We start from the raw sequence: 26,120 nt of genomic DNA on the forward strand, positions 1-26,120 counted from the left end.
CCGTCCCCGCGTACTGAGCGCCGTTTCCCCGGCCATGTCACCCGAATGTGCTAATCCGGCCCGTTCGGTCACTCCGTGCAGCCCAAGTCGCTAGCCTGGCGCCCTCATTGACCAGGCTGGGGGCGGGCGATACGAGTGAGGGGCACACCGGGGGCGGCGCGCGTCCACATTCTGTGCGTGGCCGTCTGCGCCGCCTTCTGCGCCGTGCCCGCGCTGTCGGGCGGCTCGACGCCCTGGGGCACGCTCGCGCTCCTCGCCGCACTCCATCTGGCCTGTGAACTCGCGGGCCGGGTCCCCGTCCTCGGCAGCAGGCTGCCGGTGGACGCCGGATCGTTCCTCCCCCTGCTGATCGCCGCCGCCTTCCTGCTGCCGCCCTCGGCGGCCGTCCTCGTCGCGGTGCCCGGCTCCCTCGCGGCCCGGGTCGACCGGCCGCCGTTCGCCGCGCGCCGCGTCTGGCGGGCCGCGCAGCTCGCCCTCACCGTGGGCGCCGCGTCGTGGGCCTACGCGTTCCTGGGCGGGCCCGCCACCCTGGGAGGCACGGCGGGAGGAGCCCTGCCGGATCTTCCCTACGCCCTGCTGCCCGCGTGCGCCGCCGCGCTCGTCTTCAGCCTCGTGCCGGCCGCGCTGGACGGCGGCATCCTCGTCACGGCCGAGCGGATGGCGGCCGGACACGCCTGGCGCGGGCTCGCGGCCCGCTCCGTGGGCCCCCATCTGGTGCACGCCCTCGCCGGGCTGATGATGGCCGTCCTGTGGCGCAGCCCGTACGGGCCGGTGTCCGCGCTGTTCGTCCTGCTGCCGATGTACATCTCCTGCTGGGTGTTCGCGCAGTACCACCGCCGGCACGCGGCGCACCGCGCCACCATCAGGGCGCTGGTCCAGGCCGTCGACATCAAGGACGGCTACACGCGCGGGCACAGCGAGCGCGTGGGCCGCGCCTCCGAGCTGATCGCGCGTGAACTCGGCATGGAGGAGAGCCGGATGGAGGCGCTGCGCTTCGCAGGCATCCTGCACGACATCGGCAAGCTGGGCGTCCCGACCCGGGTCCTGCGCAAGGACGGACCGCTGACCCCCGAGGAACGCGGGATCATCGAACTGCACCCCGAGTACGGCCACGAGATCGTCCGGGGCATCGGCTTCCTGGACGAGGCGCGCGCCGCGATCCTGCACCACCACGAGCGGCTGGACGGCAGCGGCTATCCGTACGGCCTCGCCGGTGACGAGATCCCGGAGTTCGCCCGGGTCGTCGCCGTCGCGGACGCCTTCGACGCGATGACCTCGACCCGCTCCTACCGGCGCGGACGGCCGGTCCCCGCCGCGGTCGAGGAGCTCCGACGCTGTGCCGGGAGCCAGTTCGACCCCCTGATGGTGCGCGCCCTCGCCCGCGCCCTCGACCGCCACGGCTGGTCCGCGGCGGCCAACACCGTCACGTCGGAGGAGGAGCCCGCGGGCCTGCCGCGGCAGCAGCGTCCCGGGGAGCGGCCGCCGGCCTCCGGAGCACCCGGCCGGCCGGGGCGGCCCCTGTGACACCCGCACACGGGACCCAGCGCGCCGCCCTCGTGGTCCGCGCGGCGGCCGCCGCCCTCGCCGCCGCCGCCCTCGCCCACACCCTGTGGAACGGCGTCGCCCAGCCCGGCCACGCCCTCGCCTTCGGCCTGCTGATCACCGTGGGTGAACTGGCCCGCTGGGGCGCCCTGCCCGGTGAGCGCGAGCCCGCGCCCCTGGGAGCCGCCGGCGCCCTCGCCTACGCCCTGCTCGGCCGGAGCGGCGGGCAGGCGACGACGCACGACGCCCTCCAGGTCGTCACCGTCGTCGTCGCGGCCCAGCTCCTCGCCTCCGTGCCCCACCTGGCCCGGGGCAGCGGCCCCGGGCCCGACCAGGCGGCCCGCCGCGTCCTGGCGGCCGCCTTCGCCGCCGTGTGCTTCCAGCCGCTGCATCATTCGGGCCTGAGCGACCGCTGGCTCGGCGAGGGGCCGTACGTCGCCGTCCTCCTGCTCCTGCTGCTGGTGCTCACCGCCCTGTGCGACGCCGTCCTCGCGGCGCTCACGGCCGGCACCGACCGTCCGTACGGGCCCCGGCTCCGCGACGAGCTGCGCGCGCTCAGCGGCATCGGCCCGGCGGTGTGCGCGACCGGTGCGGTCATGGCCCTCGGGGTCGCCGCCGCGGGTCTGTGGGCGCTGCCCGTCCTCTGCGTCCCGCTGCTGCTCACCCAGGTGTCGTTCCGCCGCTACGCCGCCGTCCGCACGACCTACCGGCAGACCATCGCGTCGCTGGCCCGGTCCACCGAGATCGCCGGCTACACCCCGCACGGCCACGCCCGCAGGGTGGCCGACCTCTCGACGGCCGTGGGGCGGGAGCTCGGGCTCGGCGGCCCCGAGCTGACCGTCCTGGAGTACGCGGCGCTCATGCACGACATCGGCCAGCTCTCGCTCGTCGATCCGGTGCCGCACGGGGCCACCGCGGCCCTCCCCGCGGACGAGCAGCGCCGTATCGCCCTGCTGGGCGGGGCCGTCGTGCGGCAGACCGGGGTGGACCCCGCGGTGGCCGTGGTGGTGGAGCGGCAGGCGGATCCGTACCGGGAACAGCAGACTGCCGCCAGAATCGTCCGTACGGTCAACGCGTACGACGACCTGTGCGGGGAAGGCGGCAAGGGGTCCCTGCGGGCGCTGGAGCAGCTCAGGCTCGGCACCGGCCGCGACTACCAGCCACAGGTGGTCGAAGCGCTGGCCAGGGTCCTGGCGCGAGGCGGTCCCGTGCCGGTGCGGACCGGGTAACCCACGGGTAATGAGCGAGCGTCCGGCCCGGCATGGTTGGATGCGAAGAGAGCGGCAAACGAGGGTGTCCAGTCGGGACAGGCGGGAATCGTGAGGATCTTCGGGAAGGTACGGCATCGGCCGTCCGCCTCTTGGCGGCAGGCCACGGACCGCGCGTTCACGCTGATCGGCGACGGCCGGTACGAGGACGCGGGGGCGCTGCTGACGCGTGCGGCGGACCTGGAGCCCTGGCTTTCGGAGTCCTGGTTCAATCTCGCACTGCTGCACAAGTTCCGGCACGACTGGGAGCAGGCGAGGGCCGCGGGACTGCGGGCCGTCGCCCTGCTGGACCGGGAGTCCGGCGCCCCGGACTGGTGGAACGTCGGGATCGCCGCCACCGCGCTCCAGGACTGGCCGCTGGCGCGCCGTGCCTGGCAGGCGTACGGGCTCAAGGTGCCCGGCAGCGGCCAGTACAACGCCGCGGCCAACAGCGAACCCACGGGCATGGAGCTGGGCAGCGCGGCCGTGCGGCTCTCGCCCGAGGGCGAGGCCGAGGTCGTCTGGGGCCGTCGGCTGGATCCGGCGCGGATGGAAGTGCTGTCGATCCCGCTGCCCTCCTCGGGGCGGCGCTGGGGCGAGGTCGTCCTGCACGACGGTGTGCCGAACGGCGAGCGGGTCACCGCCGCCGGGCCGTCCTACCCCGTCTTCGACGAGATCGAGCTCTGGGCGCCCTCGCCCGTCCCCACCTGGGTGGTGCTGCTGGAAGCCGCCACCGAGGCGGACCGGGACGCGCTGGAGCAGCTGGCCTCGGACGCCGGCTTCGCCGCCGAGGACTGGTCGTCCTCCGTGCGGCTGCTCTGCCGTGCCTGTTCCGAGAGCCGGATGGAGAGTGACGAGGGCGACGGCGAGCACCTCGATCCGCATGACCACAGTGAGCCGGGGCATCCGGGCCCGCTGGGGCACCGGACCGCCGGTGACCTGTGGGTTCCGGAGCGTGAGTGCGGGATAGCGGCGCCCGCCGCGCTGGTGCGCGGACTGCTGGACGGCTGGGTGGCGGACAGCCCGGACAGCCGTGAGTGGCGTGATCTGGAGGAAGTCTGCTGAGCAGTGCCCGTAGGCTGTACGCGCACCGATCGCGGTGCGGTACTCACGGGTTTCAGGCTTGCAGGAAGGCTTACGGCGGACATGTCGCAGCAGGAGACGGACCAGCGGACCGGTGTGGACGACGAGGGATTCCTCGTGGACACAGAGGACTGCGAGGCGCGTGAGGCGGCGTACCGCGAGCGCGGCACGTCCCGTCCGATCACGGTCGTGGGCAACCCGGTTCTGCACAAGGAGTGCAAGGACGTCACGGAGTTCGACGACGAGCTCGCGCGGCTGATCGACGACATGTTCGCGAGCCAGCGGACCGCCCAGGGCGTGGGCCTGGCCGCCAACCAGATCGGAGTGGACCGCAAGGTCTTCGTCTACGACTGCATGGACGACGACAACGTCCGGCACGTCGGCGTGATCTGCAACCCGGTCCTGGAGGACCTGGCTCCCGAGCAGCGCAACCTCGACGACTCCAACGAGGGCTGCCTCTCGGTGCCGACGGCCTACGCGGCGCTCGCGCGTCCCGACTACGCGGTGGTGCGCGGTCAGGACGCCCAGGGCAACGCGATCAAGGTGCGCGGCAGCGGGTACTTCGCGCGCTGCCTCCAGCACGAGACGGACCACCTCAACGGCTACCTCTACATCGACCGGCTCTCGAAGCGGGACCGCAAAGACGCGCTGAAGCAGATGGCGGAGGGCGAACCCCGCTACGAGGTCGTCCCCAACGACTGATCCCGGCCATTGTGGCGAAGGGGCCCCGCCGCCGGCGGGGCCCCTTCGGCGCGCCGTGGGCCGTGGCGCGTCAGCGCACGGATTTCCTTCGACCGGCCTTCCGCCGGGCGTGGTTGACGCGCGTCGACCCGTCCGACAGGCTCACCGGTACGCTCACCCGTCCACCTCATCGCGCAGGGAGACCCCGATGCTCAGACGTACCGCACATCTCCTGCTCGGCCTTGTCATGACCATGGCTTTCGCTGTAGGCGGGGCCGTCGTCACCGCGGGCACCGCGCAGGCCGACGGCTGTTACACCTGGACCCGCACCCTGTCGCCGGGCGCCACCGGCAACGACGTCACCCAGCTCCAGATCAGGGTGTCCGGCTACCCGGGATACAACGCCGTGCTGGCCGTCGACGGTTCGTACGGTCCGGCCACCACCGCCGCCGTCAAGCGCTTCCAGTCCGCCTACGGCCTCGCCGCGGACGGGATCGCGGGCCCGGCCACGCAGTCCAAGCTCTACGCGCTGCAGGACGACGACTGCACGCCGATCCACTTCACCTACCCCGAGCTCAACACCTGCAACAGCACCTGGGCCGGCGGGGCCGTGGCGGCCGGCACGGCCAAGGCGAACGCCCTGAGCAGCATGTGGAAGCTGGAGGCGCTGCGGCACGCGCTCGGCGACCAGTCCATCCGGGTCACCAGCGGCTTCCGCTCCACCTCCTGCAACGCGGCGGTCGGCGGAGCGACGAACAGCCGCCACCTCTACGGCGACGCGGTCGACCTGGGATCGGGGCCGCACTCGCTGTGCACCATCGCGAAGCAGGCCCGCAACCACGGCTTCAACGGGATCCTCGGTCCGGGCTACGCCGGCCACAGCGACCACATCCACGTGAACCAGGGGCCCAGCCACTTCTGGTCCGCCTCCGGCTGCGGCATCTGACGGCGCGCTCCGGGGGCCGCCGGTCAGGCCGCCTCGGTCAGACCGCCCGGCCCCCGGAACGTGCGGCGGTAGGCGTTCGGCGTCGTGCCCAGCGAGCGCACGAACTGGTGGCGCAGGGCGGCCGCGTTCCCGAAACCCGTGTGTCCCGCGATCGTGTCCATCGTCTCGTCCGACGTCTCCAGCAGGTGCTGCGCCAGCAGCACGCGCTGCCTGAGCAGCCAGCGGTACGGAGTGGTGCCCGTCTCCTGCTGGAAGCGCCGCGCGAAGGTCCGGGGCGACATGTGCGTCTGTGCCGCCAGCTGCTCCACGGTCATCTCCTGGTCGAGATGGCGCTCCATCCAGGCGAGCGTCTCGCCGACCGTGTCGCACCGGGTCCGGGGCAACGGCCGCTTGATGTACTGCGCCTGGCCGCCGTCCCGGTGCGGGGGGACCACCATGCGCCGGGCGATGGCGTTCGCCACGGCGGGACCGTGCGCCTGGCGGACCAGGTGCAGGGCGGCGTCGATCCCCGCGGCGGTGCCCGCCGACGTGATGACCGCGCCGTCGTCGACGTACAGCACGTCCGGCTCGACGCGTGCCTCCGGGAAGCGCCGGGCCAGTTCGTCGGCGTGGCGCCAGTGGGTGGTGCACCGGCGGCCGTTCAACAGCCCGGCGGCACCGAGGACGTACGCGCCGGAGCAGACGCTCAGCACCCGCGCGCCGCGCGCGACGGCCCGGCGCAGGGCGTCGAGGACCTCCTCCGGATACTCCCGCGCCGTGAAGTGGCTGCCCGCGGGCACGGCGACGAGGTCGGCCTCCTCCAGCCGCTCCAGCCCGTGGGGTGTGCTGATGGTGAATCCGGCGTGGGTCCGCAGGACCGGGCCCTCCGCGGAGACGACCGCGAAGTCGGTCACCGGCAGGCCCTCGTCCGAGCGGTCGAGCCCGAACACCTCGCACAGGACGCCGAGTTCGAAGGGGTGGACCTCGTCGAGCAGCAGGACGGCCACATTCTTCAGCATGGCGTCATTGTGTCAGTAATTCGTGGGTGCATGACAGTCCTGCCACTGCCCCAATCTCGTCGCGGGCACGACAGTGGAGCCATGAACACATTCCTGAGCTTCCTGGTCACCGCGGCCCTCGTCGCCCTCGTCCTGCTGCCCGCCCTCGCCGGCCTCGCGCGGGAGCGGCGGATCGACGCCGAACTGCGGGAGGCGGATCTGCGGCGGCGGACGGCACCCCCGCAAAGGCGAGGCGCCGCACGGCCGGTCACGGCCACGCGGCGCCCCCACCTCAGGTCGTGGGCCAGGGTCTAGAAGTCGTCGTCGAAGCCGACGGACCCCTCCACCGCCACCTGGTAGGCGGACGGCCTGCGCTCGAAGAAGTTCGTCAGCTCCTGCACACCCTGCAGCTCCATGAAGGAGAACGGGTTCTCCGAACCGTAGAGCGGCGGGAAGCCGAGCCGGGTGAGCCGCTGGTCGGCGACGCACTCCAGGTACTGGCGCATCGAATCGGTGTTCATGCCGGGCAGGCCCTCGCCGCACAGGTCACGGCCGAACTGCAGCTCCGCGTCCACCGCTTCCCGCAGCATGTCGGTGACCTGCTGCTGGAGCTCGTCGTCGAAGAGGTCCGGCTCCTCCTTGCGGACGGTGTCCACGACCTCGAAGGCGAAGTTCATGTGCATCGTCTCGTCACGGAACACCCAGTTGGTGCCCGTGGCGAGACCGTGCAGCAGACCGCGCGAGCGGAACCAGTAGACGTACGCGAAGGCGCCGTAGAAGAACAGCCCCTCGATGCACGCGGCGAAGCAGATCAGGTTCAGCAGGAAGCGGCGGCGGTCCGCCTTCGTCTCCAGCCGATCGATCTTCTCGACCGAGTCCATCCACCGGAAGCAGAACTGCGCCTTCTCGCGGATCGAGGGGATCTCCTCGACCGCGTCGAACGCCGCCGCACGGTCCTCGGGATCGGGCAGGTAGGTGTCGAGCAGCGTCAGATAGAACTGGACGTGCACGGCCTCCTCGAACAGCTGGCGCGACAGGTAGAGGCGCGCCTCGGGCGAGTTGATGTGCTTGTACAGCGTCAGCACGAGGTTGTTCGAGACGATCGAGTCACCCGTCGCGAAGAACGCCACCAGCCGGCCGATCATGTGCTGCTCGCCGGGCGAGAGCTTGGCGAGGTCGGCGACGTCGGAGTGGAGGTCCACCTCCTCGACCGTCCAGGTGTTCTTGATCGCGTCCCGGTAGCGCTCGTAGAAGTCCGGGTAGCGCATGGGGCGCAGGGTCAGCTCGAAGCCCGGGTCGAGGAGGTTCTTGCTCTCGGACGTGGTCATTACTGGCAGGCCTCGCAGGACTCGGGGTTTTCGAGGGAGCAGGCGATCGCGTCCGCGTCGGGAGACGACGCCTGCTGTACGGGAATGGGGGCGGCGGCCGCGGCCTGCCCGGACGCCGCGCGCGCGATCCGGGTCGCCGGGCGCGAGCGCAGGTAGTACGTCGTCTTCAGCCCCTGCTTCCAGGCGTACGCGTACATCGAGGAGAGCTTGCCGATCGTCGGCGTCTCCAGGAACAGGTTGAGCGACTGGCTCTGGTCGAGGAACGGCGTACGGGCCGCCGCCATGTCGATCAGGCCGCGCTGCGGGATCTCCCACGCCGTGCGGTACAGCGCCCGGACGTCCTCGGGGATCCACGCGAAGCCCTGCACGGAACCGCTCGCCTCGCGCAGCGCCTCACGGGTCCGGGCGTCCCACACGCCGAGCCGCTTCAGCTCGTCCACCAGGTAGCCGTTGACCTGGAGGAACTCACCGCTGAGCGTCTCGCGCTTGAAGAGGTTCGAGACCTGCGGCTCGATGCACTCGTACACGCCCGCGATCGAGGCGATCGTCGCCGTCGGCGCGATGGCCAGCAGCAGCGAGTTGCGCATCCCGGTCTTCGCGACCCGGGCGCGCAGCGCGTCCCAGCGCTCCGGCCAGCTGAGCTCGGTGTCGTAGTGGTCGGGGTGCAGCACACCCCGCGCGGCGCGCGTCTCGGACCAGGCGGGCAGCGGACCCGACCGCTCGGCCAGGTCGCAGGACGCCTCGTACGCGGCCAGCATGATCCGCTCGGAGATCTTCGTGGACAGGGCGCGGGCCTCGGGGGAGTCGAAGGGCAGCCGCAGCCGGAAGAAGACGTCCTGGAGGCCCATCGCGCCGAGGCCCACCGGCCGCCAGCGGGCGTTGGACCGGCCGGCCTGCTCGGTCGGGTAGAAGTTGATGTCGACGACCCGGTCCAGGAACGTCACGGCGGTGCGCACGGTGGCGTCCAGCCGCTCCCAGTCGATGCCGCCGTCGGCCACGAACGCGCCCAGGTTGACCGAACCCAGGTTGCAGACGGCCGTCTCGCCGTCGTCGGTGACCTCCAGGATCTCGGTGCAGAGGTTCGAGGAGTGCACGACCCGGCCCGGCTCGGCGGTCTGGTTGGCCGTGCGGTTGGACGCGTCCTTGAAGGTCATCCAGCCCTGACCGGTCTGCGCGAGGGTGCGCATCATGCGGCCGTACAGCTCACGCGCGGGCATCGACTTGCGGGCCAGGCCCTTGGCCTCGGCCGCGCGGTAGGCCGCGTCGAACTCGTCGCCCCACAGGTCGACCAGCTCGGGCACGTCCGCCGGGGAGAACAGCGACCACTCGGTGTCGGCGTCGACGCGGCGCATGAACTCGTCCGGGATCCAGTGCGCGAGGTTGAGGTTGTGCGTACGCCGCTGGTCCTCGCCGGTGTTGTCGCGCAGCTCCAGGAACTCCTCGATGTCGGCGTGCCAGGTCTCCAGGTAGACGGCGGCGGCGCCCTTGCGCCGGCCGCCCTGGTTGACCGCGGCGACCGAGGCGTCCAGGGTCTTGAGGAACGGCACGATGCCGTTGGAGTGGCCGTTCGTGCCGCGGATCAGCGAACCCCGGGCGCGGACACGGGAGTACGAGAGGCCGATGCCGCCCGCGTGCTTCGAGAGGCGGGCCACCTGGTGATAGCGGTCGTAGATCGAGTCGAGCTCGTCCAGCGGCGAGTCCAGCAGATAGCAGGAGGACATCTGCGGGTGCCGGGTGCCGGAGTTGAAGAGGGTCGGCGAGGACGGCAGGTAGTCGAGGCGGCTCATCAGGCCGTACAGGGCGGCCACCTCGTCCAGGGCACGCTGCGAGGTGTCCTCGGCGAGCCCGGCGGCCACGCGCAGCATGAAGTGCTGCGGGGTCTCGATGACCTGCCGGGTGAGCGGGTGGCGCAGCAGATAGCGGCTGTGCAGCGTGCGCAGGCCGAAGTAGCCGAAGCGGTCGTCCGCCCCGTCGGCGAGCGAGCGCTCCACCAGCGCGTCCAGGGCGGCCGCGTGCAGCGTGACGAACTCGGCCGTACGGTCGGCGATCAGGCCCTCGCGGTGCCCCACGGCGACCGACGAGGAGAAGGAGACCGCCCCCTCGCCCGCCGCCTCCTCCGCGATCGCGAGGGTGAGCAGCCGGGCGGCGAGCCGGGAGTAGGCCGGGTCCTCCGAGATCAGGCCCGCGGCGGCCTCGGTGGCCAGCGAGCGCAGCTCGGCCTCGTCCGCCCGCGCGCTCCGGCCGCGCAGCGCGGCGGCCGCGACCCGTCCGGGGTCGGTGTCGGGCAGATCGGCGGTCAGACCGGTCAGGGTCCGCAACAGTGCGGTCCCGGGCGCGTCGGTCGTGAGGCTCTCGGATTCCGCGGCTGAAACCGGGTCTGCGGGCGCGATGGTCACTGGGGCTATCCCTCGCTCGGCTCGGGGCCTGCGGGAGCGGGGCAGCCGGGCACGGTCGCACCCGGGGAGGGAGCACGGCGCGCACGGCGTCCACCGGCCCTCCGCGGGACCCGGACGTCTCGGCGTCCGGTTCGGTCGAGCCGGACGCACCGTCGGCAGGTCCTCGGACTCCGCGGTGCGCGAATGCACACCGATCACACCGTTGCGGGACAGTTCCGGATTCACACCGGATTCCCCTGCGGCGACAGCGAGGTCGAGCATACATGTGGGGGCTGCCGATTGAGGCAGCCCCCACATGTAGTGTCGTGATGGGTCAAAAGGCCAGACGGAACGTCAGCAGGGTGAACCCGGGGAGAGGGCTCCAGTCGCGTTCCGGGGTCCGCGCGAAGCCGAGGCGCCGGTAGACGCGGTGGGCGGACTCCATGGCCGGCTGGGTCGACAGGACCACCCCGGAGAGCCTCTCGGTGGCGCGTGCCCGCTCGACGCAGGCCCGGACGAGCGCCTCGCCGGCACCACGTCCCCGCGCTTCACGGGAGACGGCCAGCATCCGGAGTTCGGCCTCGTCCTCTGCGGCGATGTCGGTCCACGGGCTGCCCGGGGTGACATAGGTGACACCTCCCAGCACGCCGCCGTCGGAGCCCACCGCCGCCAGCACGAGCGCCTCCGCGGCGCGCCGTCCGACGGCGCGGAGCTGTTCGGCGTACTGATCGGCCGCGGCGAAGTCCAGCAGCCCGTCGTCGAGGTAGGCCCGGGTGGTGATCTCGCCCAGGGCCTCGTGCTCGGCGGCGCGGACCGGCCTGATCGAAACGTCCATGCGCGGAGTCTGCCGCAGACACCCGTCCCGCGCACGTACTCCCGTGAGGTCTTCGCCGGAGCGAGCACCCCGCACACGCGTCGGTCCCGGCGGGGCGGACCCGCCGGGACCGACGACGTCACGGGCTACAGGCGTTCCAGGGGCTCGGGCTCGCCTCCCGGCGCACCCACCGTGGCCGGCGGGAGCGTGACCTTGACGCCGGGCTCGCCGACGTCCGCGGTGTAGTCGGACGGCGAGGTCTCGTCGATACCCGCCGGGGCCTTCAGCGCGTTCAGGACGAAGGTCAGCACGACGACGACGAGGACGTTCAGCACGAACGCGGTGAGACCGATGTAGCCGATCTCGCCGATGCCGGGGATCTCCTTCGAGGAGCCGCCGAAGTGCTTCTGGGTCGGGCTGGCGACACCGTACGCGGCCACCGTGCCGTAGATCATGCCGACGGCCCAGCCGGCGATCAGGGCCCAGCGGTGGAACCACCGGGTGAACAGGCCGCCCACCAGCGCCGGCATGGTCTGGAGGATCCAGATCCCGCCGAGCAGCTGGAAGTTGATCGCGACCGTCTTGTCCATGGTGAGGACGAAGGCGAGCGCGCCCACCTTGACCAGCAGCGAGACCAGCTTGGAGACCTTGGTCTCCTGCGCCGGGGTCGCGTCCGGCTTGATGAAGTCCTTGTAGATGTTCCTGGTGAAGAGGTTCGCCGCGGCGATCGACATGATCGCGGCTGGCACCAGGGCGCCGATCCCGATCGCGGCGAAGGCCACACCCGCGAACCAGTCGGGGAACATGTTCTCGAACAGCTGGGGGATCGCCAGCTGACCGTTGTCGACCTTGATCCCGGCCGCGATCGCCATGAAGCCGAGCAGCGCGAGCAGGCCCAGCATCAGGGAGTACAGCGGCAGGATCGTGGTGTTGCGCCGGATCACCTCACGGCTGCGGCTGGAGAGCGTCGCCGTGATCGAGTGCGGGTACATGAAGAGCGCGAGCGCGGAGCCCAGTGCCAGCGTCGCGTAGCCCCACTGGCCCATCTCCCCGGGCACGAGCGCGCCCCTCGGTTTGCCCGTCGCCTCGTTGGTCTGGGCGAACGCCTCGCCGGCCTTCGCGAAGATGTCGTCGAAGCCGCCGAGTTTGATCGGGATGTAGATGATGGCCACCGCGATGACCAGGTAGATCAGGCCGTCCTTGACGAACGCGATGAGCGCGGGGGCCCGCAGTCCCGAGGAGTACGTGTACGCGGCGAGGACCGCGAACGCGATGAGCAGCGGCAGGTCCTTGACGAACCAGTGGGTGTTCTCGCCGCCGCCGACGCCCATGACGTCCAGCACGGCCTGGATGCCGACCAGCTGGAGCGCGATGTACGGCATGGTGGCGAGGATGCCCGTGAGGGCGACGGCCAGTGAGAGGCCCTTCGAGCCGAAGCGGCCGCGGACGAAGTCCGAGGTGGTGACGTAGCCGTGCTTGTGCGACACCGACCACAGGCGGGGCAGGAAGGTGAAGATCAGCGGGTAGACGAGGATCGTGTACGGGACGGCGAAGAAGCCCGCCGCACCGGCCGCGTAGATCGCCGCGGGGACCGCGACGAAGGTGTACGCGGTGTACAGGTCGCCGCCGAGCAGGAACCAGGTGACCCAGGTGCCGAACGACCGGCCGCCCAGACCCCATTCGTCGAGGCTCGCCTCGTTCTCGGCCTTGCGCCAGCGCGCGGCCATGAATCCGATGACCGTGACGGCCAGGAAGAAGAAGATGAACACGGCGAGTGCGACGCCGTTCACGCCGTCCTTCATGCGGAAGCACCTCCCTTGCGGGCGCGCTGGTCACGCTGCCACAGCTTGTAGGCGACCATGGTGAGCGAGGTCGAGATGAGCACCCAGAGCATCTGGTACCAGTAGAAGAAGGGGATACCGATGAAGGTCGGGTCCACCTTGGCGTACGAGCCCACCCAGAGCATCGCCACGAACGGTGCGATCAGGCACAGCGCGATGACCACCCTCGCGGGTGTCACTGTTGGTGGTTTCGCCTCGGTTTTTTCTGACATCGGCAACTCCGTCCCCTCGCTGATCACCTGGTGTAATGCGCAGGAAATCTAGGCGAGGGTTCCGCCCAGCGTCACCCCCCGTCCGCATTGCGGTCCTGCAACGGTCCGGAAGACACCCGGAACGAGTGGATCCCCCCGCGTGTGTGCGAGGGGATCCGAGGCCGCCGGAAGGGGGCCGGGGTCAGTCGGTGGGGCGCTTCAGGCGGGCGACGAACTTGTAGCGGTCGCCCCGGTAGACCGAGCGCACCCATTCCACCGGCTCGCCGTGCCCGTCGACCGAGTGCCGGGACAGCATGAGCATCGGAAGCCCGACGTCCGTGCCCAGCAGTCCGGCCTCGCGCGGCGTGGCGAGCGAGGTCTCGATGGTCTCCTCGGCCTCGGCGAGCCGGACGTCGTACACCTCGGCGAGCGCGGTGTAGAGCGACGTGTACTTCACCAGTGAACGGCGCAGCGCGGGGAAGCGCTTCGCCGAGAGGTGCGTGGTCTCGATGGCCATCGGCTCCCCGCTGGCGAGCCGCAGCCGCTCGATCCGCAGCACCCTTCCCCCCGCGGTGATGTCCAGCAGTCCGGCGAGCGTGTCGTCCGCCGTGACGTAGCCGATGTCCAGGAGCTGGGACGTGGGTTCGAGGCCCTGGGCCCGCATGTCCTCGGTGTACGAGGTGAGTTGCAGGGCCTGCGAGACCTTCGGCTTGGCGACGAAGGTCCCCTTGCCCTGGATGCGTTCCAGCCGGCCCTCGACGACCAGCTCCTGGAGTGCCTGGCGCACCGTGGTGCGAGAGGTGTCGAACTCGGCGGCGAGCGTCCTCTCCGGCGGCACGGGGGTGCCGGGCGGCATGGTGTCCGTCATCTCCAGGAGATGGCGCTTGAGCCGGTAGTACTTGGGGACGCGTGCCGTGCGCGCACCCGCACCGGTCTCGCCCGTACTGCTGCCCCCGTCGGCACCCATGATCCGCCTTCCCGACTGCTGCGTTGCTGCCGTCACCGGCTCCTCCGTCTGTCGCGGCTCACATGGTGGCACGGTCCGGTCACGGGTCGTCGCCCTCCCTTAGGTGTCGGTCCTGTAACGGACGCGAGTGCACTTCTTATACACCCTTGACACCCCTAAAGGTCTAGGCCAAGCTCCCGGTACTGGTCTAAACCATTAAAGACCAGGTCCCAGCCCCAGCAGAACTACTCGTGGGTGTCTTCGCGGTGGGCGGGGGGGTTGCAGCACCCTGAGGAGGTTTGGCGTGAAGCGCAAGCTCATCGCGGCGATCGGCGTCGCGGGCATGATGGTCAGCATGGCGGCGTGTGGCTCCGACGACGGCGGCAGCGACAGCAGCGGCAAGAAGTCCGGGCCCGACAGCTACAAGGGACAGACCCTCACCGTCTGGGCCATGGACGGCTCGACGCCCGAGCAGTGGCAGAAGGATCTTACCGCCGCGTTCGAGAAGAAGACCGGCGCGAAGGTCAAGTTCGAGGTCCAGCAGTGGAACGGCATCCAGCAGAAGCTGACGACCGCCCTCTCCGAGGAGAACCCGCCGGACGTCTTCGAGATCGGCAACACCCAGACCGCCGCGTACGCCAAGACCGGCGGCCTCGCCGACCTCGGTGACCTCAAGTCGGAGATCGGCGGCGACTGGGCCGCCAACCTGAACGAGGCCGCGGTCGTCGACGGCAAGCAGTACGCCGCCCCGTGGTACTTCGCCAACCGCGTGGTCCTCTACAACAAGACCGTCTTCGCGGACGCGGGCGTCACCGAGACCCCCAAGACCCGCGACGAGTTCTTCGCCGCACTCGACAAGATCAAGGCCAAGGGCAAGGCCGAGCCGCTCTACCTGCCCGGCCAGAACTGGTACTTCTTCGACGGTCTCACCATCGGCAAGGGTGCGGACCTCATCAAGAAGGACGGGGACAAGTGGGTCTCCAACCTCGCCGACCCGAAGATCGGCGAGGCGATGGACCTGTACAAGAAGTACCAGTCCTACTCCAAGGCACCCAAGGACAAGGACGAGGCGACCCCGCAGCAGGCCGACGTCTTCGCCAAGGGCAAGACCGGCGCCTTCATCGGCATGGGCTGGGAGGCCGGCACGGCCATCGCGGCCAACCCCGCCATCGAGAAGGAGATCGGCTACTTCACCATCCCGGGTGAGACCGCCGACAAGCCCGAGGGCGTCTTCCTCGGCGGCTCCAACCTCGCCGTGGCCGAGGGCAGTGCGAAGCAGGACCTCGCCAAGGAGTTCCTGAAGCTCGCGCTCTCCGACCAGTTCGAGGGTCAGCTCGCGAAGCTGAACGGCGTCATCCCGAACAAGGAGTCGCTGAACGCGAACCTGGCCGGCAACCCGGTCGCCGAGGCCGCCGCGCCGTCCGCCAAGGTCGGCGGCACCACCCCGCTGATCCCCGAGTGGGCCGCGGTCGAGAACGCCCCGAACCCGATCAAGACCTTCATGACGGCGGTCCTGAACGGCAAGTCGAACGCCGAGGCCGCCAAGCAGGTCGAGGCGGAGTTCAACAAGCGCCTCGCGCAGAAGCAGTAAGGCCGAACTGCCGGGGGACGGGCTCCATCACGGAGTCCGTCCCCCGGCAGTCGATTTGTGTCCCATGGTGCCGAGAAAGAGATGGCGAGCATGACCGTGCAGACCGAACGGCCGCCTTCAGGTCCGACGGACGTGGTGAAGGGGACCGGTGCAGCGCAGGGCAAGCCGGCGGCCCGCGGCAGATCCCGCGCGACGGCCCCGTACCTGCTGCTGTTGCCGCCGGTGGCCGTGACCCTGGTGTTCCTCGGCTGGCCGCTGGTCGAGAACACCCTGCTGTCGTTCCAGAACCTCAACATGAGGCAGCTGATCCAGCACCTCACCGAGTGGAACGGGATCGACAACTACAAGGAGATCCTCGGCAGCGAGGAATTCTGGAACGTCACCGTCCGTTCGACCGTCTTCACGGCCGTCAACGTCGCCCTGACCATGGTCTTCGGCACGCTGATCGGACTCCTGCTGGCCCGGCTCGGCAAGCGCATGCGCGTCGCGCTCCTCATCGGCCTGGTGCTCGCCTGGGCGATGCCCGTCGTGGCCTCGACCACCGTCTACCAGTGGCTCTTCGCCTCCCGGTTCGGTGTCGTCAACTGGGTGCTGGACAAGGCCGGCTTCCACTCGATGGCCGACTACAACTGGACCGGCGGCCAGTTCTCCACGTTCTTCGTCATCACCGTGCTCATCGTCTGGATGTCGATCCCGTTCGTCGCGATCAACCTCTACGCGGCCACGACGACCATCCCCAAGGAGCTCTACGAGGCCGCCTCGCTCGACGGCGCCGGCCCGTGGAAGAGCTTCACCTCGGTCACCATGCCGTTCCTCAAGCCGTTCCTCTTCGCGACGACGTTCCTCGAAATCATCTGGATCTTCAAGGCGTTCGTCCAGGTCTTCGCGATCAACCAGGGCGGCCCGGACCGGCTCACCGAGATCCTGCCGGTCTACGCCTATATCGAGGGCGTCGGGAACCAGCACTACGGGATGGGTTCGGCGATCGCGATGCTCACCATCGTGATCCTGCTCCTGCTGACGTCCTCCTACCTCCGGATCGTTCTCAAGCAAGAGGAGGACGAGCTGTGAAGCGCTCGGCTTCGTCACGGTTCAGCCGCATCTGGCCCAACGCCACCGCGGTCCTGCTGATCATCGGCTTCGTCTTCCCCGTGTACTGGATGTTCGCGACGGCCTTCAAGCCGACGCCGGACATCGTCGCGGACGACCCGGTCTGGTTCCCCACGAACTTCACGTTCGAGCACTTCCGGACCGCCGTCGACGCGGACAACTTCTGGACGATGGTCCGCAACTCGCTCACGGTCACGGTCCTCGCCGTGACGTTCTCCCTGATCCTCGCGCTGGCCGGCTCGTTCGCCCTGGCCCGGATGCGCTTCAAGGGACGCAAGGGATTCATCGTCGGCTTCATGGTCGCCCAGATGGCGCCCTGGGAAGTCATGGTCATCGCGATCTACTTCATCGTCCGCGACTCGGACATGCTCAACAGCCTGATCCCGCTGACGGTCTTCTACATGGTCATGGTCCTGCCCTTCACCCTCCTGACGCTGCGCGGCTTCGTCGCCGCGGTGCCCCGGGAGCTGGAGGAGTCGGCCATGGTGGACGGCTGCACCCGTCCGCAGGCGTTCGTCAAGGTGATCCTGCCGCTGCTCGCACCCGGGCTGATGTCCACGTCGATGTTCGGCTTCATCACCGCGTGGAACGAGTTCCCCCTGGTGCTCGTCCTGAACAAGCAGGCGGAGTCCCAGACCCTGCCGTTGTGGCTGTCGCAGTTCCAGACCCAGTTCGGTGACGACTGGGGCGCCACGATGGCCGCCTCCTCGATCTTCGCCGTCCCGATCCTCGTCCTCTTCGTCTTCCTGCAGCGCAAGGCCGTCAGCGGTCTGACCGATGGCGCAGTGAAGGGATAACCCGGCTGCCATGACCACCCTCGTATCCACCACGGACACCGTCACACGCGACGCGCTCGCCGTGCTCCAGCCCGGGTTCACCGGCACGAGCGCCCCGGACTGGCTCCTGCGCAGGGTCGGCGAAGGCCTGGCCTCCGTCGGGCTGTTCGGCCGGAACATCCACTCGCCCGAGCAGCTCGCCGCGCTCACCGCGCGGCTGCGCGCCGAGCGGGACGACGTACTCGTCGCGATCGACGAGGAGGGCGGCGACGTCACCCGGCTGGAGGTCCGCGCCGGCTCGTCGTTCCCCGGCAACCTCGCCCTCGGCGCCGTGGACGACGTGGACCTCACCCGTGCCGTCGCCCGCGAGCTCGGCCGCCGGCTGGCCGAGTGCGGCGTCAATCTCAACTGGGCGCCGTCCGCCGACGTCAACTCCAATCCCGGTAACCCGGTCATCGGCGTACGCTCCTTCGGCGCCGACACCGCGCTCGTCGCCCGGCACACCGCCGCGTATGTCGAGGGCCTCCAGTCCGCCGGGGTCGCCGCCTGCACCAAGCACTTCCCCGGGCACGGCGACACGGCGGTCGACTCGCACCACGCGCTGCCCCGCATCGATGTGGACCTGGACACGTTGCACGCCCGTGAGCTGGTGCCTTTCCGGGCGGCCATCGCCGCGGGTTCCCGATCCGTCATGAGCGCGCATATCCTGCTCCCCGCACTCGACCCGACCCGGCCCGCCACCCTGAGCCCGCAGATCCTCACCGGACTGCTGCGCCAGGAACTGGGCTACGACGGCCTGATCGTCACGGACGGCATGGAGATGGACGCCATCGCCGGCACGTACGGCATCGAGCGCGGGTCCGTCCTCGCCATCGCGGCGGGCGCCGACGCCATCTGCGTGGGCGGCGGGCTCGCCGACGAGGAGACCGTGCTGCGGCTGCGCGACGCGCTCGTGACGGCGGTGCGGACGGGCGAACTGCCCGAGGAGCGGCTGGCCGACGCCGCCGCACGTGTACGGGCTCTCGCGTCCTGGACGCAGAGGGCCAGGGGGGCTGCCTCGGGGCCGGGCGCGGAAATGCAGGAGGGGACCGCGCCCGGCACCGGAGCCGGCATCGGCCTGACCGCGGCCCGCCGCGCCGTGAAGGTCACGGGGGCCGCCGAGCCGCTTGCCGCACCGCCCTACGTCGCCGCGCTCACCCCCGTCGCGAACATCGCGGTCGGCGAGGAGACCCCGTGGGGCGTTGCCGCGGAGCTGACCCGGCTGCTGCCCGGCACCGTGACGGACACCTACGGCGGTGAGCACGGGTCACCGGCGGCCGAGGTGCTGCGGGCGGCGGGGGAGCGGCGCATCGTCGCCGTCGTCCGCGACGCCCACCGGCACGCGTGGATGGGCGAGGCGCTGGACACCCTGGTGGCGGCGCGCCCCGACACCATCGTGGTGGAGATGGGCCTGCCGGTGGCACCGCCCCGGGGCGCGCTCCACGTCGCCACCCACGGCGCCGCACGGGTGTGCGGGATCGCAGCGGCGGAGACGATCACGGGGACCCGGACCGGATAGCCGCCGGCGCGACGCGAGAGGGCCGGGTCACCGTCGTCGGCGACCCGGCCCTCCGGCGTACGGGGGAGGTTCTACAGGCCCTGCCACAGCGGCTTCGCCGCGTAGGTGGCGCGGAAGTAGTCCGCCAGCTTCAGCTTCGACGCGGCGGCCTCGTCGACCACCACCGTGGCGTGCGGGTGCAGCTGCAGCGCCGAGGCCGGCACGATCGAGGCCACCGGGCCCTCGACGGTGCGGGCCACCGCGTCGGCCTTGCCCTCGCCGGTGGCCAGCAGGATCGGGTGGCGGGACTCCAGGATCGTGCCGATGCCCTGGGTGATGACGTGGTGGGGCACCTGCTCGATGTCGTCGTCGAAGAAGCGCGCGTTGTCGATCCGGGTCTGCTCGGTCAGCGTCTTGATGCGTGTGCGGGAGGCGAGCGACGAGCACGGCTCGTTGAAACCGATGTGCCCGTCAGTGCCGATGCCGAGCAGCTGGAGATCGACACCGCCCGCCTCGGCGAGCGCCCTGTCGTACGCCTCGCAGGCCGCCTGGACGTCCTCGGCCGTGCCGTCCGGGCCCATGAAGGACTTCTCGGACAGGCCGAGCGGCTCGACGACCTCGCGCAGCACGACCGAGCGGTAGGACTCGGGGTGGCCGGCCGGCAGCCCGACGTACTCGTCGAGCTGGCAGATGCGGGCGTGCGAGGCGTCCACGGCTCCGGAGCGGACCTTCGCCGCCAGGGCCTGGTAGACGGGCAGCGGGGTCGAGCCGGTGGCAACACCGAGAAGTGCGTCAGGCCTGCGGTTCAGCAGGGCGCCGATGGCCTCCGCGATGAGCTCGCCGCCTGCCGTGGCGTCCGGGACGATGACAACTTCCACGCTGTGCCTGCCGATCTGAAGAGTGGGCGTCATGTGGTATAGACCAATCTCGGACCAATCTAGCAGAAGGGGGCGGCCGGGAGGTGAACCGTCCGTGTTCGCGTCGATGGCTGTCGCCCCGTCGGCGGACATCCGGCCCGCGCGCGGAACGCCCCGGAAAACACCCGCGGGCCGCGGCGCCGGGACGGGACCCTCAGCCCGTCCGGCACCGCAGCCCGGAGCTTCCTGGCCGGCGGTGTGCGGTGCCTCCGGCCATGTGAGGCACCGGGCGCAGTCAGGGCAGAGAGCGCCGGGTACCTCGGTCCGCTCTCCTGTGCGGGGAGAGCGGAGGTTCGTGTCGCGTGACGCTCATGTCCTGTGTGCGGCGTCCGCACTTCGCATTGTGGACTAGACCAATAGCCCATGTCCATCCGTGGGGGCGGACATTCTCCCGCCGCCCGGCCCCTGCCCAGTGTCACGCATCGGCGGCCCGATCGGTTCGGAACCTCGTCATATCCGCGGGTACGCTCGCACATGTGCCCTCCATGAACGACCTCGTCCACCAGCACACAGCCCTGAGCGACACCGACCTCGAGTGGCTCCATCTGCTGGTCTCGGAGTGGCAGCTGCTCTCCGACCTGTCCTTCGCCGACCTCGTCCTGTGGGTCCCGACCCGCGACGGGACCCGCTACGTCTCCGTGGCGCAGATGCGGCCGAACACCGGCCCCACCTCCTACCAGGACGACATGGTCGGCCATCTGGTGCCGCGCGGCCGCCGTCCGCTGCTGGACGCCGCCCTGGACGAGGGCCGCATCGTGCGGGAGGGCGACCCCGAGTGGCGGGAGGAGGTGCCCGTGCGGGTCGAGTCGATCCCCGTGCGCCGCGACGGCCGGGTCCTCGGGGTGATCGCCCGCAACACCAACCTGCTCACCGTGCGCACCCCGTCCCGGCTGGAGCTCACCTACCTCCAGTCCGCGTCCGACCTGGCCCAGATGATCGCCGCCGGGTCCTTCCCCTTCCCCGGCCAGCAGGTCGACATGGACGCCTCGCCGCGGGTGGGCGACGGGCTGATCAGGCTGGACGCGGACGGTGTCGTCCAGTACGCCAGCCCGAACGGCCTCTCGGCGTACCACCGGCTCGGCCTGGCCTCGGACCTCGTCGGCCATCACCTGGGCGCGACGACCGCGGAGCTGGCACCGTCGCGCGGCCCGGTCGACGAGGCCCTGGTCAAGGTGGCGAGCGGATACGCCCCCAGGGAGTTCGAGGTCGAGGGCGCGGGCGGGGTCATCCAGCTGCGGGCCATTCCCCTGAAGCCCAAGGGCGTACGCATCGGTTCGCTGGTGCTCCTGCGTGACGTCACGGAACTCCGGCGCCGCGAGCGGGAATTGATCACGAAGGATGCCACCATCCGGGAGATCCACCACCGGGTGAAGAACAACCTCCAGACGGTGGCCGCCCTGTTGCGCCTCCAGGCGCGCCGGATGGACTCCGAGCAGGGGCGCGAGGCGCTCAACGAGGCGGTGCGACGGGTCGGTTCGATCGCGATCGTCCATGAGACGCTGTCCCAGAATCTGGACGAGCGCGTGGAGTTCGACGAGATCGCGGACCGCGTGATCGCCATGGTCGCCGAGATCTCGCCCGGAAAGGTGACGTGCCGTCGCGCGGGCCGCTTCGGGATTCTCGACGCCGAGGTGGCGACGCCGCTCTCGATGGTGCTGACCGAGGTGCTGCAGAACGCGCTGGAACACGCGTTCACCGTCGCTGAACAGGGCACGGTCGAGGTCTCCGCGGTGCGTGGCGGGTCACCCTCCGAGGGCCGGCTGATGATCACCGTCACGGATGACGGACGCGGACTGCCCGAGGGCTTCGACCCCCAGCGCGCCGGGAATCTGGGTCTCCAGATCGTGCGGACGCTGGTCGAGGGCGAGTTGGGCGGCACCTTCGGTATGGTCCCGGCGCCGGTGCGCGGCACACAGGTGGTCCTGGACATCCCCGTCCGGAACCACAAGTAGCCTCGCGACCGCCACCGCACAGCAGTGGGCCCGGACCGTGGTGACGGTCCGGGCCCACTGCGTGGTGCTCACGGTGCGATGCGCTTCGGGGGTACTGCGCGCTGCGACTCGAAGGCGGGGCTGTGCGTACGCTCTGTACGCGCCGCCGGGCTGAGGCTCGTCGTGCGGGGGGCGTCGGTCAGGCGCTGGCGTTACGCGCCCGGTTGCGAGCGGCGCGGCGCTTCATTGCGCGGCGCTCGTCCTCGCTGAGGCCACCCCAGACGCCGGAGTCCTGACCGGACTCGAGCGCCCACTGCAGGCACTGCTCCATGACGGGGCAGCGACGGCAGACGGCCTTGGCTTCCTCGATCTGCAGCAGCGCAGGACCGGTGTTGCCGATGGGGAAGAACAGCTCGGGGTCTTCCTCACGACAAACGGCGTTGTGACGCCAGTCCATGGCTGCTACCTCTCCTTGGTATTACATGCTGGTGCTTGTGAATGTGAACGCTTTCACGAATCCCCCCGCGGCCGAAGGTCCGACGTCCAGAAGAACTGGATGTGGTCCTGTTGTGGTGAGGAGGGGTTCTGGCTCTCAGTGGAGGCCGATGTTGCGGGCCGTCCCGATCGCCATGTAGAGATTCCCAAACCTCGGCGACGGATACAACCCCTTCTGGAAAGTTTTTTTTGATTCCTCGGTGTCGACTAGGTCACAGCCGTACTTCTAAGGGGTGGGGGCCAGCCCAAACGTTCGAGTTAAAGGACTTTCGCCCCTTCCACTCACACAATCACACGCAGTGCACGGCGAACGCCTGTGAACGTCACGCTCGTACGCAGTCCGAGGTGGTCACCGTCCATCTGGAAGGGCAGTGGAACCTTTGAATGCAAGGTGAAGTCCGTGAGGTCGTGCATGGAGACTGCGTGCTTACCGTGTGGACCCTTTTCGGGACTCGAAGTGAGCAACTGGGTGGCGTACCGGGTAACGGCAGGGGTCGAAAGACGCTTCAGGCCGAGGATGTCCAGGGCGGTGTCGAACGAGGCCCTCGGGGACGCGTATATCGGGCGGTTTCCCAGGTAGGTCCAGGGCGCGGTGTTGCAGATTATCGACAAGGCGAGGTCCGTGACCGGGTCCCGGCCGGGGACCTCCAGGGTGATCTGGCCGCTGCGCCGGTGCGGCTCGTCCAGGAACTGCCGCAGGACCTGCCGCACGTAGAGCGCGTGGGTCGACCGCTTGCCCAGCTCGCGCTTCTGTTCGACCCGGCCGATGACGCCCGCGTCGAATCCGAGGCCCGCGCAGAAGGTGAACCAGCGGCCGGGGACCGCCTCGTCCGCGCTTCCCGGGGTGCCGGCCGCGAGACCGAGTCCCACCGTGCGCTCGCTGCGGGAGGCCAGGGCGTCCAGGATCGCGCCGGTCGCCTCCACGGCGTCGTTGGGAATGCCCAGGGCGCGGGCGAACACGTTGGTGGAACCGCCGGGCACCACCGCGAGACTCGGCAGGCCTTCGGGGTCGGGGCCGTTGTGGAGCAGGCCGTTGACCACCTCGTTGACCGTGCCGTCGCCGCCCAGGGCCACCACCAGGTCGACGTCGTCGGAGTCTGCGGCACGACGCCCCAGGTCCCGGGCGTGACCGCGGTACTCCGTGGTCACCGTCTCGATCTTCATCTCGCTCGCGAGGGCGTGGATCAGCACGTCACGCGTCCGCGCACTGGTAGTGGTGGCAGCTGGGTTGACCACGAGGAGTGCGCGCATGCTGGCCAGGGTACCCACCGCGCCGTACGGCCCTGAAGTCGCGCTCCAACGGGTCCGTGACCGGTCACCGAGCGTGACGGCGACGGGGCCGGTGCGGCCCCCGGGTTCACGATCGGCGGGCGGGGATGTCAACCTGAAAGGCGTGAGCACTCAGCAGAACACGCCCCCGCCGTCGCCCCCTGCCGGTCCGGAGAAGCCCGCCCGGATCGCGCTCGTGGCCGGGCTCTGCGCCCTGGAGGCCGCCGCGCTGGTCGTCGGCGGGATCTACATGCTGGTCATGGGACTGCTCGGCCGCCCCGACAGCCCGCAGCAGGCCGAGACGGGAGGGGTGACGCTGATCGTCCTCGGTCTGATCCCCCTCTTCGCCGCCCGCGGCCTGCTGCTGCGGCGCAGCTGGAGCAGGGGGCCCGCGCTCATCACCCAGCTCATGGCGCTGCCGGTCGCCTGGACCCTGCTGAGGGCACAGGGGGCGCTGATCCCGGCCGGGATCGCCCTCTCCGTGGTCGCGGTGACCGCCCTCGTGCTGCTGCTCGCCCCCGCGACCACCAAGGCCCTGGGGATCCGGGTGCAGCGGACGACGCCCGACGCGTGAGCCCCGCGCGGCGGCCCCGCCGGCCCGCCGCGCCCGGTGGCCGACGGGCCGGCGCCCGCTACTCCTCGACGAGCAGCCGCTCGCGCAGCTGCGCCAGCGTGCGTGCCAGGAGGCGGGAGACGTGCATCTGGGAGATGCCCACCTCCTGCGCGATCTGCGACTGCGTCATGTTGCCGAAGAAGCGCAGCAGCAGAATGCGCTTCTCGCGCGGGGGAAGGTCCTCCAGCAGCGGCTTGAGCGACTCGCGGTACTCCACGCCCTCCAGGGCCTCGTCCTCGGAGCCCAGGGTGTCCGCCACGGCCGGCGACTCGTCGTCCGTGTCCGGCACGTCCAGCGACAGGGTGCTGTAGGCGTTGGCGGACTCCAGCCCCTCCAGCACCTCCTCCTCGGAGATGCCCAGCCGCTCCGCCAGTTCGTGCACGGTGGGCGAGCGGCCGTGCTGCTGGGAGAGCTCCGCGGTGGCCGTGGTCAGCGACAGCCGCAGCTCCTGGAGGCGGCGCGGGACCCGCACCGCCCAGCCCTTGTCGCGGAAGTGGCGCTTGATCTCGCCGACGACCGTGGGCGTCGCGTACGTCGAGAACTCGACCCCGCGGTCGGGGTCGAACCGGTCCACCGACTTGATCAGACCGATCGTGGCGACCTGCGTGAGATCGTCGAGCGGCTCGCCCCTGTTGCGGAATCTGCGGGCCAGGTGCTCCACGAGCGGCAGGTGCATCCGCACCAGCCGGTTGCGCAGCTCGGCCTTCTCCACCGAACCGTCGGGGAGTGCCCGCAGTTCGATGAAGAGCGCCCGCGCCCCGCTGCGGTCCCGTGGATCGTGGTGCCCGTGCTCGCTCATCTGGCCCGCCCGCTCCGCCTGCGACTGCTCCACCGCGACCGGACGGCCCTGAACCCCGTCCGCACCGTCCGCGTCCGCACCGTCCTCCGGATGCGGCCGGGCCTGCTGCTCCGGGACGGCTGCTGGGCGCACCGCCCCGGACCGGATCGTCTCGTCCCGCACAGGACCGTCCCCGTTCCCGTCGCTCACGCCGGCCCGGGTCCCGCGCCGCGCTGTTTGTAGAGGCTGATGCTGACCGTCCGGTCGTCCGCGACCGTCGAGTCGACCTTGCCGGCCAGTGCGGAGAGCACCGTCCAGGCGAAGGTGTCGCGCTCGGGCGCGCGGCCGTCGGTCGTGGGCGCCGAGACGGTCACCTCGAGGGAATCGCCCACGAGGCGGAAGACGCAGCTGAGGACGGAACCCGGCACGGCCTGCTGGAGCAGGATCGCGCAGGCCTCGTCGACCGCGATGCGGAGATCCTCGATCTCGTCGAGAGTGAAGTCCAAGCGCGCTGCGAGGCCGGCCGTGGCCGTACGCAGCACCGACAGGTAGGCACCCGCAGCGGGCAGCCGGACCTCTACGAAGTCCTGGTTCCCGGGCTCGCCTGCGATCTGGGACACCCTCACCTCCAAGGTGGCACAAACTCGTTCGGGGCTCCGGGTCGAATTCCCGGGGCCGTGCGGTCCGTCGTCGGTTCTCTGGCTCGGCGACGCTATCGCGCCCCATGATGCCGTGTCGCCGGGACCTCATACCCACCGTTACGCATGGTAGGCATGCGAGTACGCACGGTGGCTAGAGGTCTGCGGCGGTCAATTGAGAAGAACCGGCGCCGGTTTGACGTACCCAGACGTCAGACGATCGAACCGTCCACGAAGCACCAGCGCCAGCTGTCCATGCAGTCGAAGCTGCGCATCACCGGATGTCCGGTCTCCTCGAAGTGCGCCGTGGCGTGTTTCAGGGGCGAGGAATCGCAGCAGCCCACATGCCCGCACTCGAGGCAGAGGCGCAGCTGCACGGGATGGGTGCCCGCGGCCAGACACTCCGGACAGGTCTTGTCGAGCGGGGTGGGCTCGGGGCGCGGCAGCTCGTCAACATGGAGGCACTCACTCATGATGGCCACGGTACGTCGGAT

25 protein-coding genes and 1 riboswitch are annotated in these 26,120 nt (G+C 70.5%); of the genes, 12 read left to right on the forward strand and 13 right to left on the reverse strand.

The genetic code is table 11. The features are described from left to right. Positions 1–135 precede the first annotated feature (135 nt). The 5 genes from ACFYY2_RS18185 (at position 136) to ACFYY2_RS18205 (ending at position 5,499) form a co-directional block, all read left to right on the forward strand. Positions 136–1,524 carry an HD-GYP domain-containing protein gene (locus ACFYY2_RS18185; RefSeq protein WP_388743666.1) on the forward strand — a complete coding sequence of 463 codons (1,389 nt, stop codon included), beginning with the start codon at positions 136–138 and terminating at the stop codon, positions 1,522–1,524. Next, positions 1,521–2,771 carry an HD-GYP domain-containing protein gene (locus ACFYY2_RS18190; protein WP_388743668.1) on the forward strand — a complete coding sequence of 417 codons (1,251 nt, stop codon included), beginning with the start codon at positions 1,521–1,523 and terminating at the stop codon, positions 2,769–2,771. The genes ACFYY2_RS18185 and ACFYY2_RS18190 overlap by 4 nt, the downstream gene beginning before the upstream one ends. A 90-nt stretch (positions 2,772–2,861) precedes the next feature. Next, positions 2,862–3,854, forward strand: a complete 993-nt coding sequence (locus ACFYY2_RS18195) for a tetratricopeptide repeat protein (RefSeq protein ID WP_388743671.1) — start codon at positions 2,862–2,864, stop codon at positions 3,852–3,854. Between the two features lie 81 nt (positions 3,855–3,935). Continuing rightward, a complete protein-coding gene (def, locus tag ACFYY2_RS18200; RefSeq protein WP_388743676.1) occupies positions 3,936–4,574 on the forward strand; it encodes a peptide deformylase in 639 nt (212 codons plus the stop codon). 187 nt (positions 4,575–4,761) lie between these two features. Then, a complete protein-coding gene (locus ACFYY2_RS18205) occupies positions 4,762–5,499 on the forward strand; it encodes a D-Ala-D-Ala carboxypeptidase family metallohydrolase (RefSeq protein ID WP_388743680.1) in 738 nt (245 codons plus the stop codon). A gap of 23 nt (positions 5,500–5,522) precedes the next feature. On the opposite strand, the gene ACFYY2_RS18210 is transcribed toward ACFYY2_RS18205, so the two are convergent. Continuing rightward, the gene (locus ACFYY2_RS18210; protein WP_388743683.1) at positions 5,523–6,497 is read right to left on the reverse strand and encodes a GlxA family transcriptional regulator; all 975 of its coding nucleotides are present in this window, start codon (positions 6,495–6,497) and stop codon (positions 5,523–5,525) included. 81 nt (positions 6,498–6,578) lie between these two features. On the opposite strand from ACFYY2_RS18210, the gene ACFYY2_RS18215 reads away from it, so the two are divergent. Next, entirely contained in the window at positions 6,579–6,791 is a 213-nt protein-coding gene (locus ACFYY2_RS18215; RefSeq protein ID WP_388743685.1) for a hypothetical protein, read from the forward strand. Here the strand turns inward: ACFYY2_RS18215 and ACFYY2_RS18220 are convergent. From ACFYY2_RS18220 to ACFYY2_RS18245, 6 genes are all read right to left on the reverse strand, one after another. Then, positions 6,788–7,804 (reverse strand): ribonucleotide-diphosphate reductase subunit beta, encoded by a 1,017-nt coding sequence (locus ACFYY2_RS18220; RefSeq protein WP_388743688.1) that lies wholly within the window; start codon positions 7,802–7,804, stop codon positions 6,788–6,790. The genes ACFYY2_RS18215 and ACFYY2_RS18220 overlap by 4 nt on opposite strands. Next, on the reverse strand, positions 7,804–10,200 hold the full coding sequence (locus ACFYY2_RS18225) for a ribonucleoside-diphosphate reductase subunit alpha (RefSeq protein WP_388743691.1): 2,397 nt from the start codon (positions 10,198–10,200) through the stop codon (positions 7,804–7,806). The genes ACFYY2_RS18220 and ACFYY2_RS18225 overlap by 1 nt, the downstream gene beginning before the upstream one ends. 136 nt (positions 10,201–10,336) lie before the next feature. Further along, positions 10,337–10,478, reverse strand: a riboswitch (cobalamin riboswitch). A gap of 35 nt (positions 10,479–10,513) precedes the next feature. Continuing rightward, positions 10,514–11,014, reverse strand: coding sequence for a GNAT family N-acetyltransferase (locus tag ACFYY2_RS18230; RefSeq protein WP_388743694.1), 501 nt, complete (start codon positions 11,012–11,014; stop codon positions 10,514–10,516). Positions 11,015–11,139: 125 nt separating this feature from the next. Then, positions 11,140–12,795 (reverse strand): monocarboxylate uptake permease MctP, encoded by a 1,656-nt coding sequence (gene mctP, locus ACFYY2_RS18235; RefSeq protein WP_388743697.1) that lies wholly within the window; start codon positions 12,793–12,795, stop codon positions 11,140–11,142. Next, positions 12,792–13,046, reverse strand: a complete 255-nt coding sequence (locus ACFYY2_RS18240; protein WP_388743699.1) for a DUF3311 domain-containing protein — start codon at positions 13,044–13,046, stop codon at positions 12,792–12,794. Before ACFYY2_RS18240 ends, mctP begins: the two co-directional genes overlap by 4 nt. Positions 13,047–13,227: 181 nt before the next feature. Then, on the reverse strand, positions 13,228–13,992 hold the full coding sequence (locus tag ACFYY2_RS18245; protein ID WP_388744322.1) for a GntR family transcriptional regulator: 765 nt from the start codon (positions 13,990–13,992) through the stop codon (positions 13,228–13,230). Positions 13,993–14,275: 283 nt separating this feature from the next. Between ACFYY2_RS18245 and ACFYY2_RS18250 the strand changes: the two genes are divergently transcribed. The 4 genes from ACFYY2_RS18250 to ACFYY2_RS18265 all read left to right on the forward strand — a co-directional run bounded on the left by ACFYY2_RS18250 (position 14,276) and on the right by ACFYY2_RS18265 (position 19,006). Then, the gene (locus ACFYY2_RS18250) at positions 14,276–15,562 is read left to right on the forward strand and encodes an extracellular solute-binding protein (RefSeq protein ID WP_388743702.1); all 1,287 of its coding nucleotides are present in this window, start codon (positions 14,276–14,278) and stop codon (positions 15,560–15,562) included. 90 nt (positions 15,563–15,652) lie between these two features. Then, complete coding sequence (locus ACFYY2_RS18255) at positions 15,653–16,633, forward strand: carbohydrate ABC transporter permease (protein WP_388743705.1); 981 nt, start codon at positions 15,653–15,655, stop codon at positions 16,631–16,633. Beyond that, positions 16,630–17,469 carry a carbohydrate ABC transporter permease gene (locus ACFYY2_RS18260; RefSeq protein WP_329040474.1) on the forward strand — a complete coding sequence of 280 codons (840 nt, stop codon included), beginning with the start codon at positions 16,630–16,632 and terminating at the stop codon, positions 17,467–17,469. The genes ACFYY2_RS18255 and ACFYY2_RS18260 overlap by 4 nt, the downstream gene beginning before the upstream one ends. Positions 17,470–17,479: 10 nt before the next feature. Next, positions 17,480–19,006 (forward strand): glycoside hydrolase family 3 protein, encoded by a 1,527-nt coding sequence (locus ACFYY2_RS18265; RefSeq protein ID WP_388743708.1) that lies wholly within the window; start codon positions 17,480–17,482, stop codon positions 19,004–19,006. Between the two features lie 71 nt (positions 19,007–19,077). Here ACFYY2_RS18265 and nagB read toward each other — a convergent pair whose 3' ends face one another. Further along, complete coding sequence (gene nagB / locus ACFYY2_RS18270) at positions 19,078–19,863, reverse strand: glucosamine-6-phosphate deaminase (RefSeq protein ID WP_388744325.1); 786 nt, start codon at positions 19,861–19,863, stop codon at positions 19,078–19,080. Positions 19,864–20,387: 524 nt separating this feature from the next. Here nagB and ACFYY2_RS18275 point away from each other — a divergent pair. Then, the gene (locus tag ACFYY2_RS18275) at positions 20,388–21,854 is read left to right on the forward strand and encodes a sensor histidine kinase (RefSeq protein ID WP_388744328.1); all 1,467 of its coding nucleotides are present in this window, start codon (positions 20,388–20,390) and stop codon (positions 21,852–21,854) included. Positions 21,855–22,032: 178 nt separating this feature from the next. Here ACFYY2_RS18275 and ACFYY2_RS18280 read toward each other — a convergent pair whose 3' ends face one another. Continuing rightward, on the reverse strand, positions 22,033–22,290 hold the full coding sequence (locus ACFYY2_RS18280; protein WP_003953983.1) for a WhiB family transcriptional regulator: 258 nt from the start codon (positions 22,288–22,290) through the stop codon (positions 22,033–22,035). Between the two features lie 320 nt (positions 22,291–22,610). Further along, positions 22,611–23,579, reverse strand: a complete 969-nt coding sequence (locus ACFYY2_RS18285) for a diacylglycerol/lipid kinase family protein (RefSeq protein ID WP_388743711.1) — start codon at positions 23,577–23,579, stop codon at positions 22,611–22,613. A 142-nt stretch (positions 23,580–23,721) separates the two neighbouring features. Here ACFYY2_RS18285 and ACFYY2_RS18290 point away from each other — a divergent pair, with 142 nt between their 5' ends. After that, positions 23,722–24,171, forward strand: a complete 450-nt coding sequence (locus tag ACFYY2_RS18290; RefSeq protein ID WP_388743713.1) for a hypothetical protein — start codon at positions 23,722–23,724, stop codon at positions 24,169–24,171. Positions 24,172–24,229: 58 nt separating this feature from the next. On the opposite strand, the gene ACFYY2_RS18295 is transcribed toward ACFYY2_RS18290, so the two are convergent. From ACFYY2_RS18295 to ACFYY2_RS18305, 3 genes are all read right to left on the reverse strand, one after another. Continuing rightward, positions 24,230–25,198: an RNA polymerase sigma factor SigF gene (locus ACFYY2_RS18295; RefSeq protein ID WP_388743716.1), complete on the reverse strand. Its 969-nt coding sequence runs from the start codon at positions 25,196–25,198 to the stop codon at positions 24,230–24,232. Continuing rightward, a complete protein-coding gene (locus ACFYY2_RS18300) occupies positions 25,195–25,608 on the reverse strand; it encodes an anti-sigma regulatory factor (protein ID WP_014154139.1) in 414 nt (137 codons plus the stop codon). The genes ACFYY2_RS18295 and ACFYY2_RS18300 overlap by 4 nt, the downstream gene beginning before the upstream one ends. A 230-nt stretch (positions 25,609–25,838) precedes the next feature. Further along, entirely contained in the window at positions 25,839–26,099 is a 261-nt protein-coding gene (locus ACFYY2_RS18305; RefSeq protein WP_327114836.1) for a UBP-type zinc finger domain-containing protein, read from the reverse strand. Positions 26,100–26,120 lie beyond the last annotated feature (21 nt).

Origin of the sequence: Streptomyces sp. NPDC001822, from assembly GCF_042892135.1 — a bacterium.
Taxonomy (GTDB): domain Bacteria; phylum Actinomycetota; class Actinomycetes; order Streptomycetales; family Streptomycetaceae; genus Streptomyces.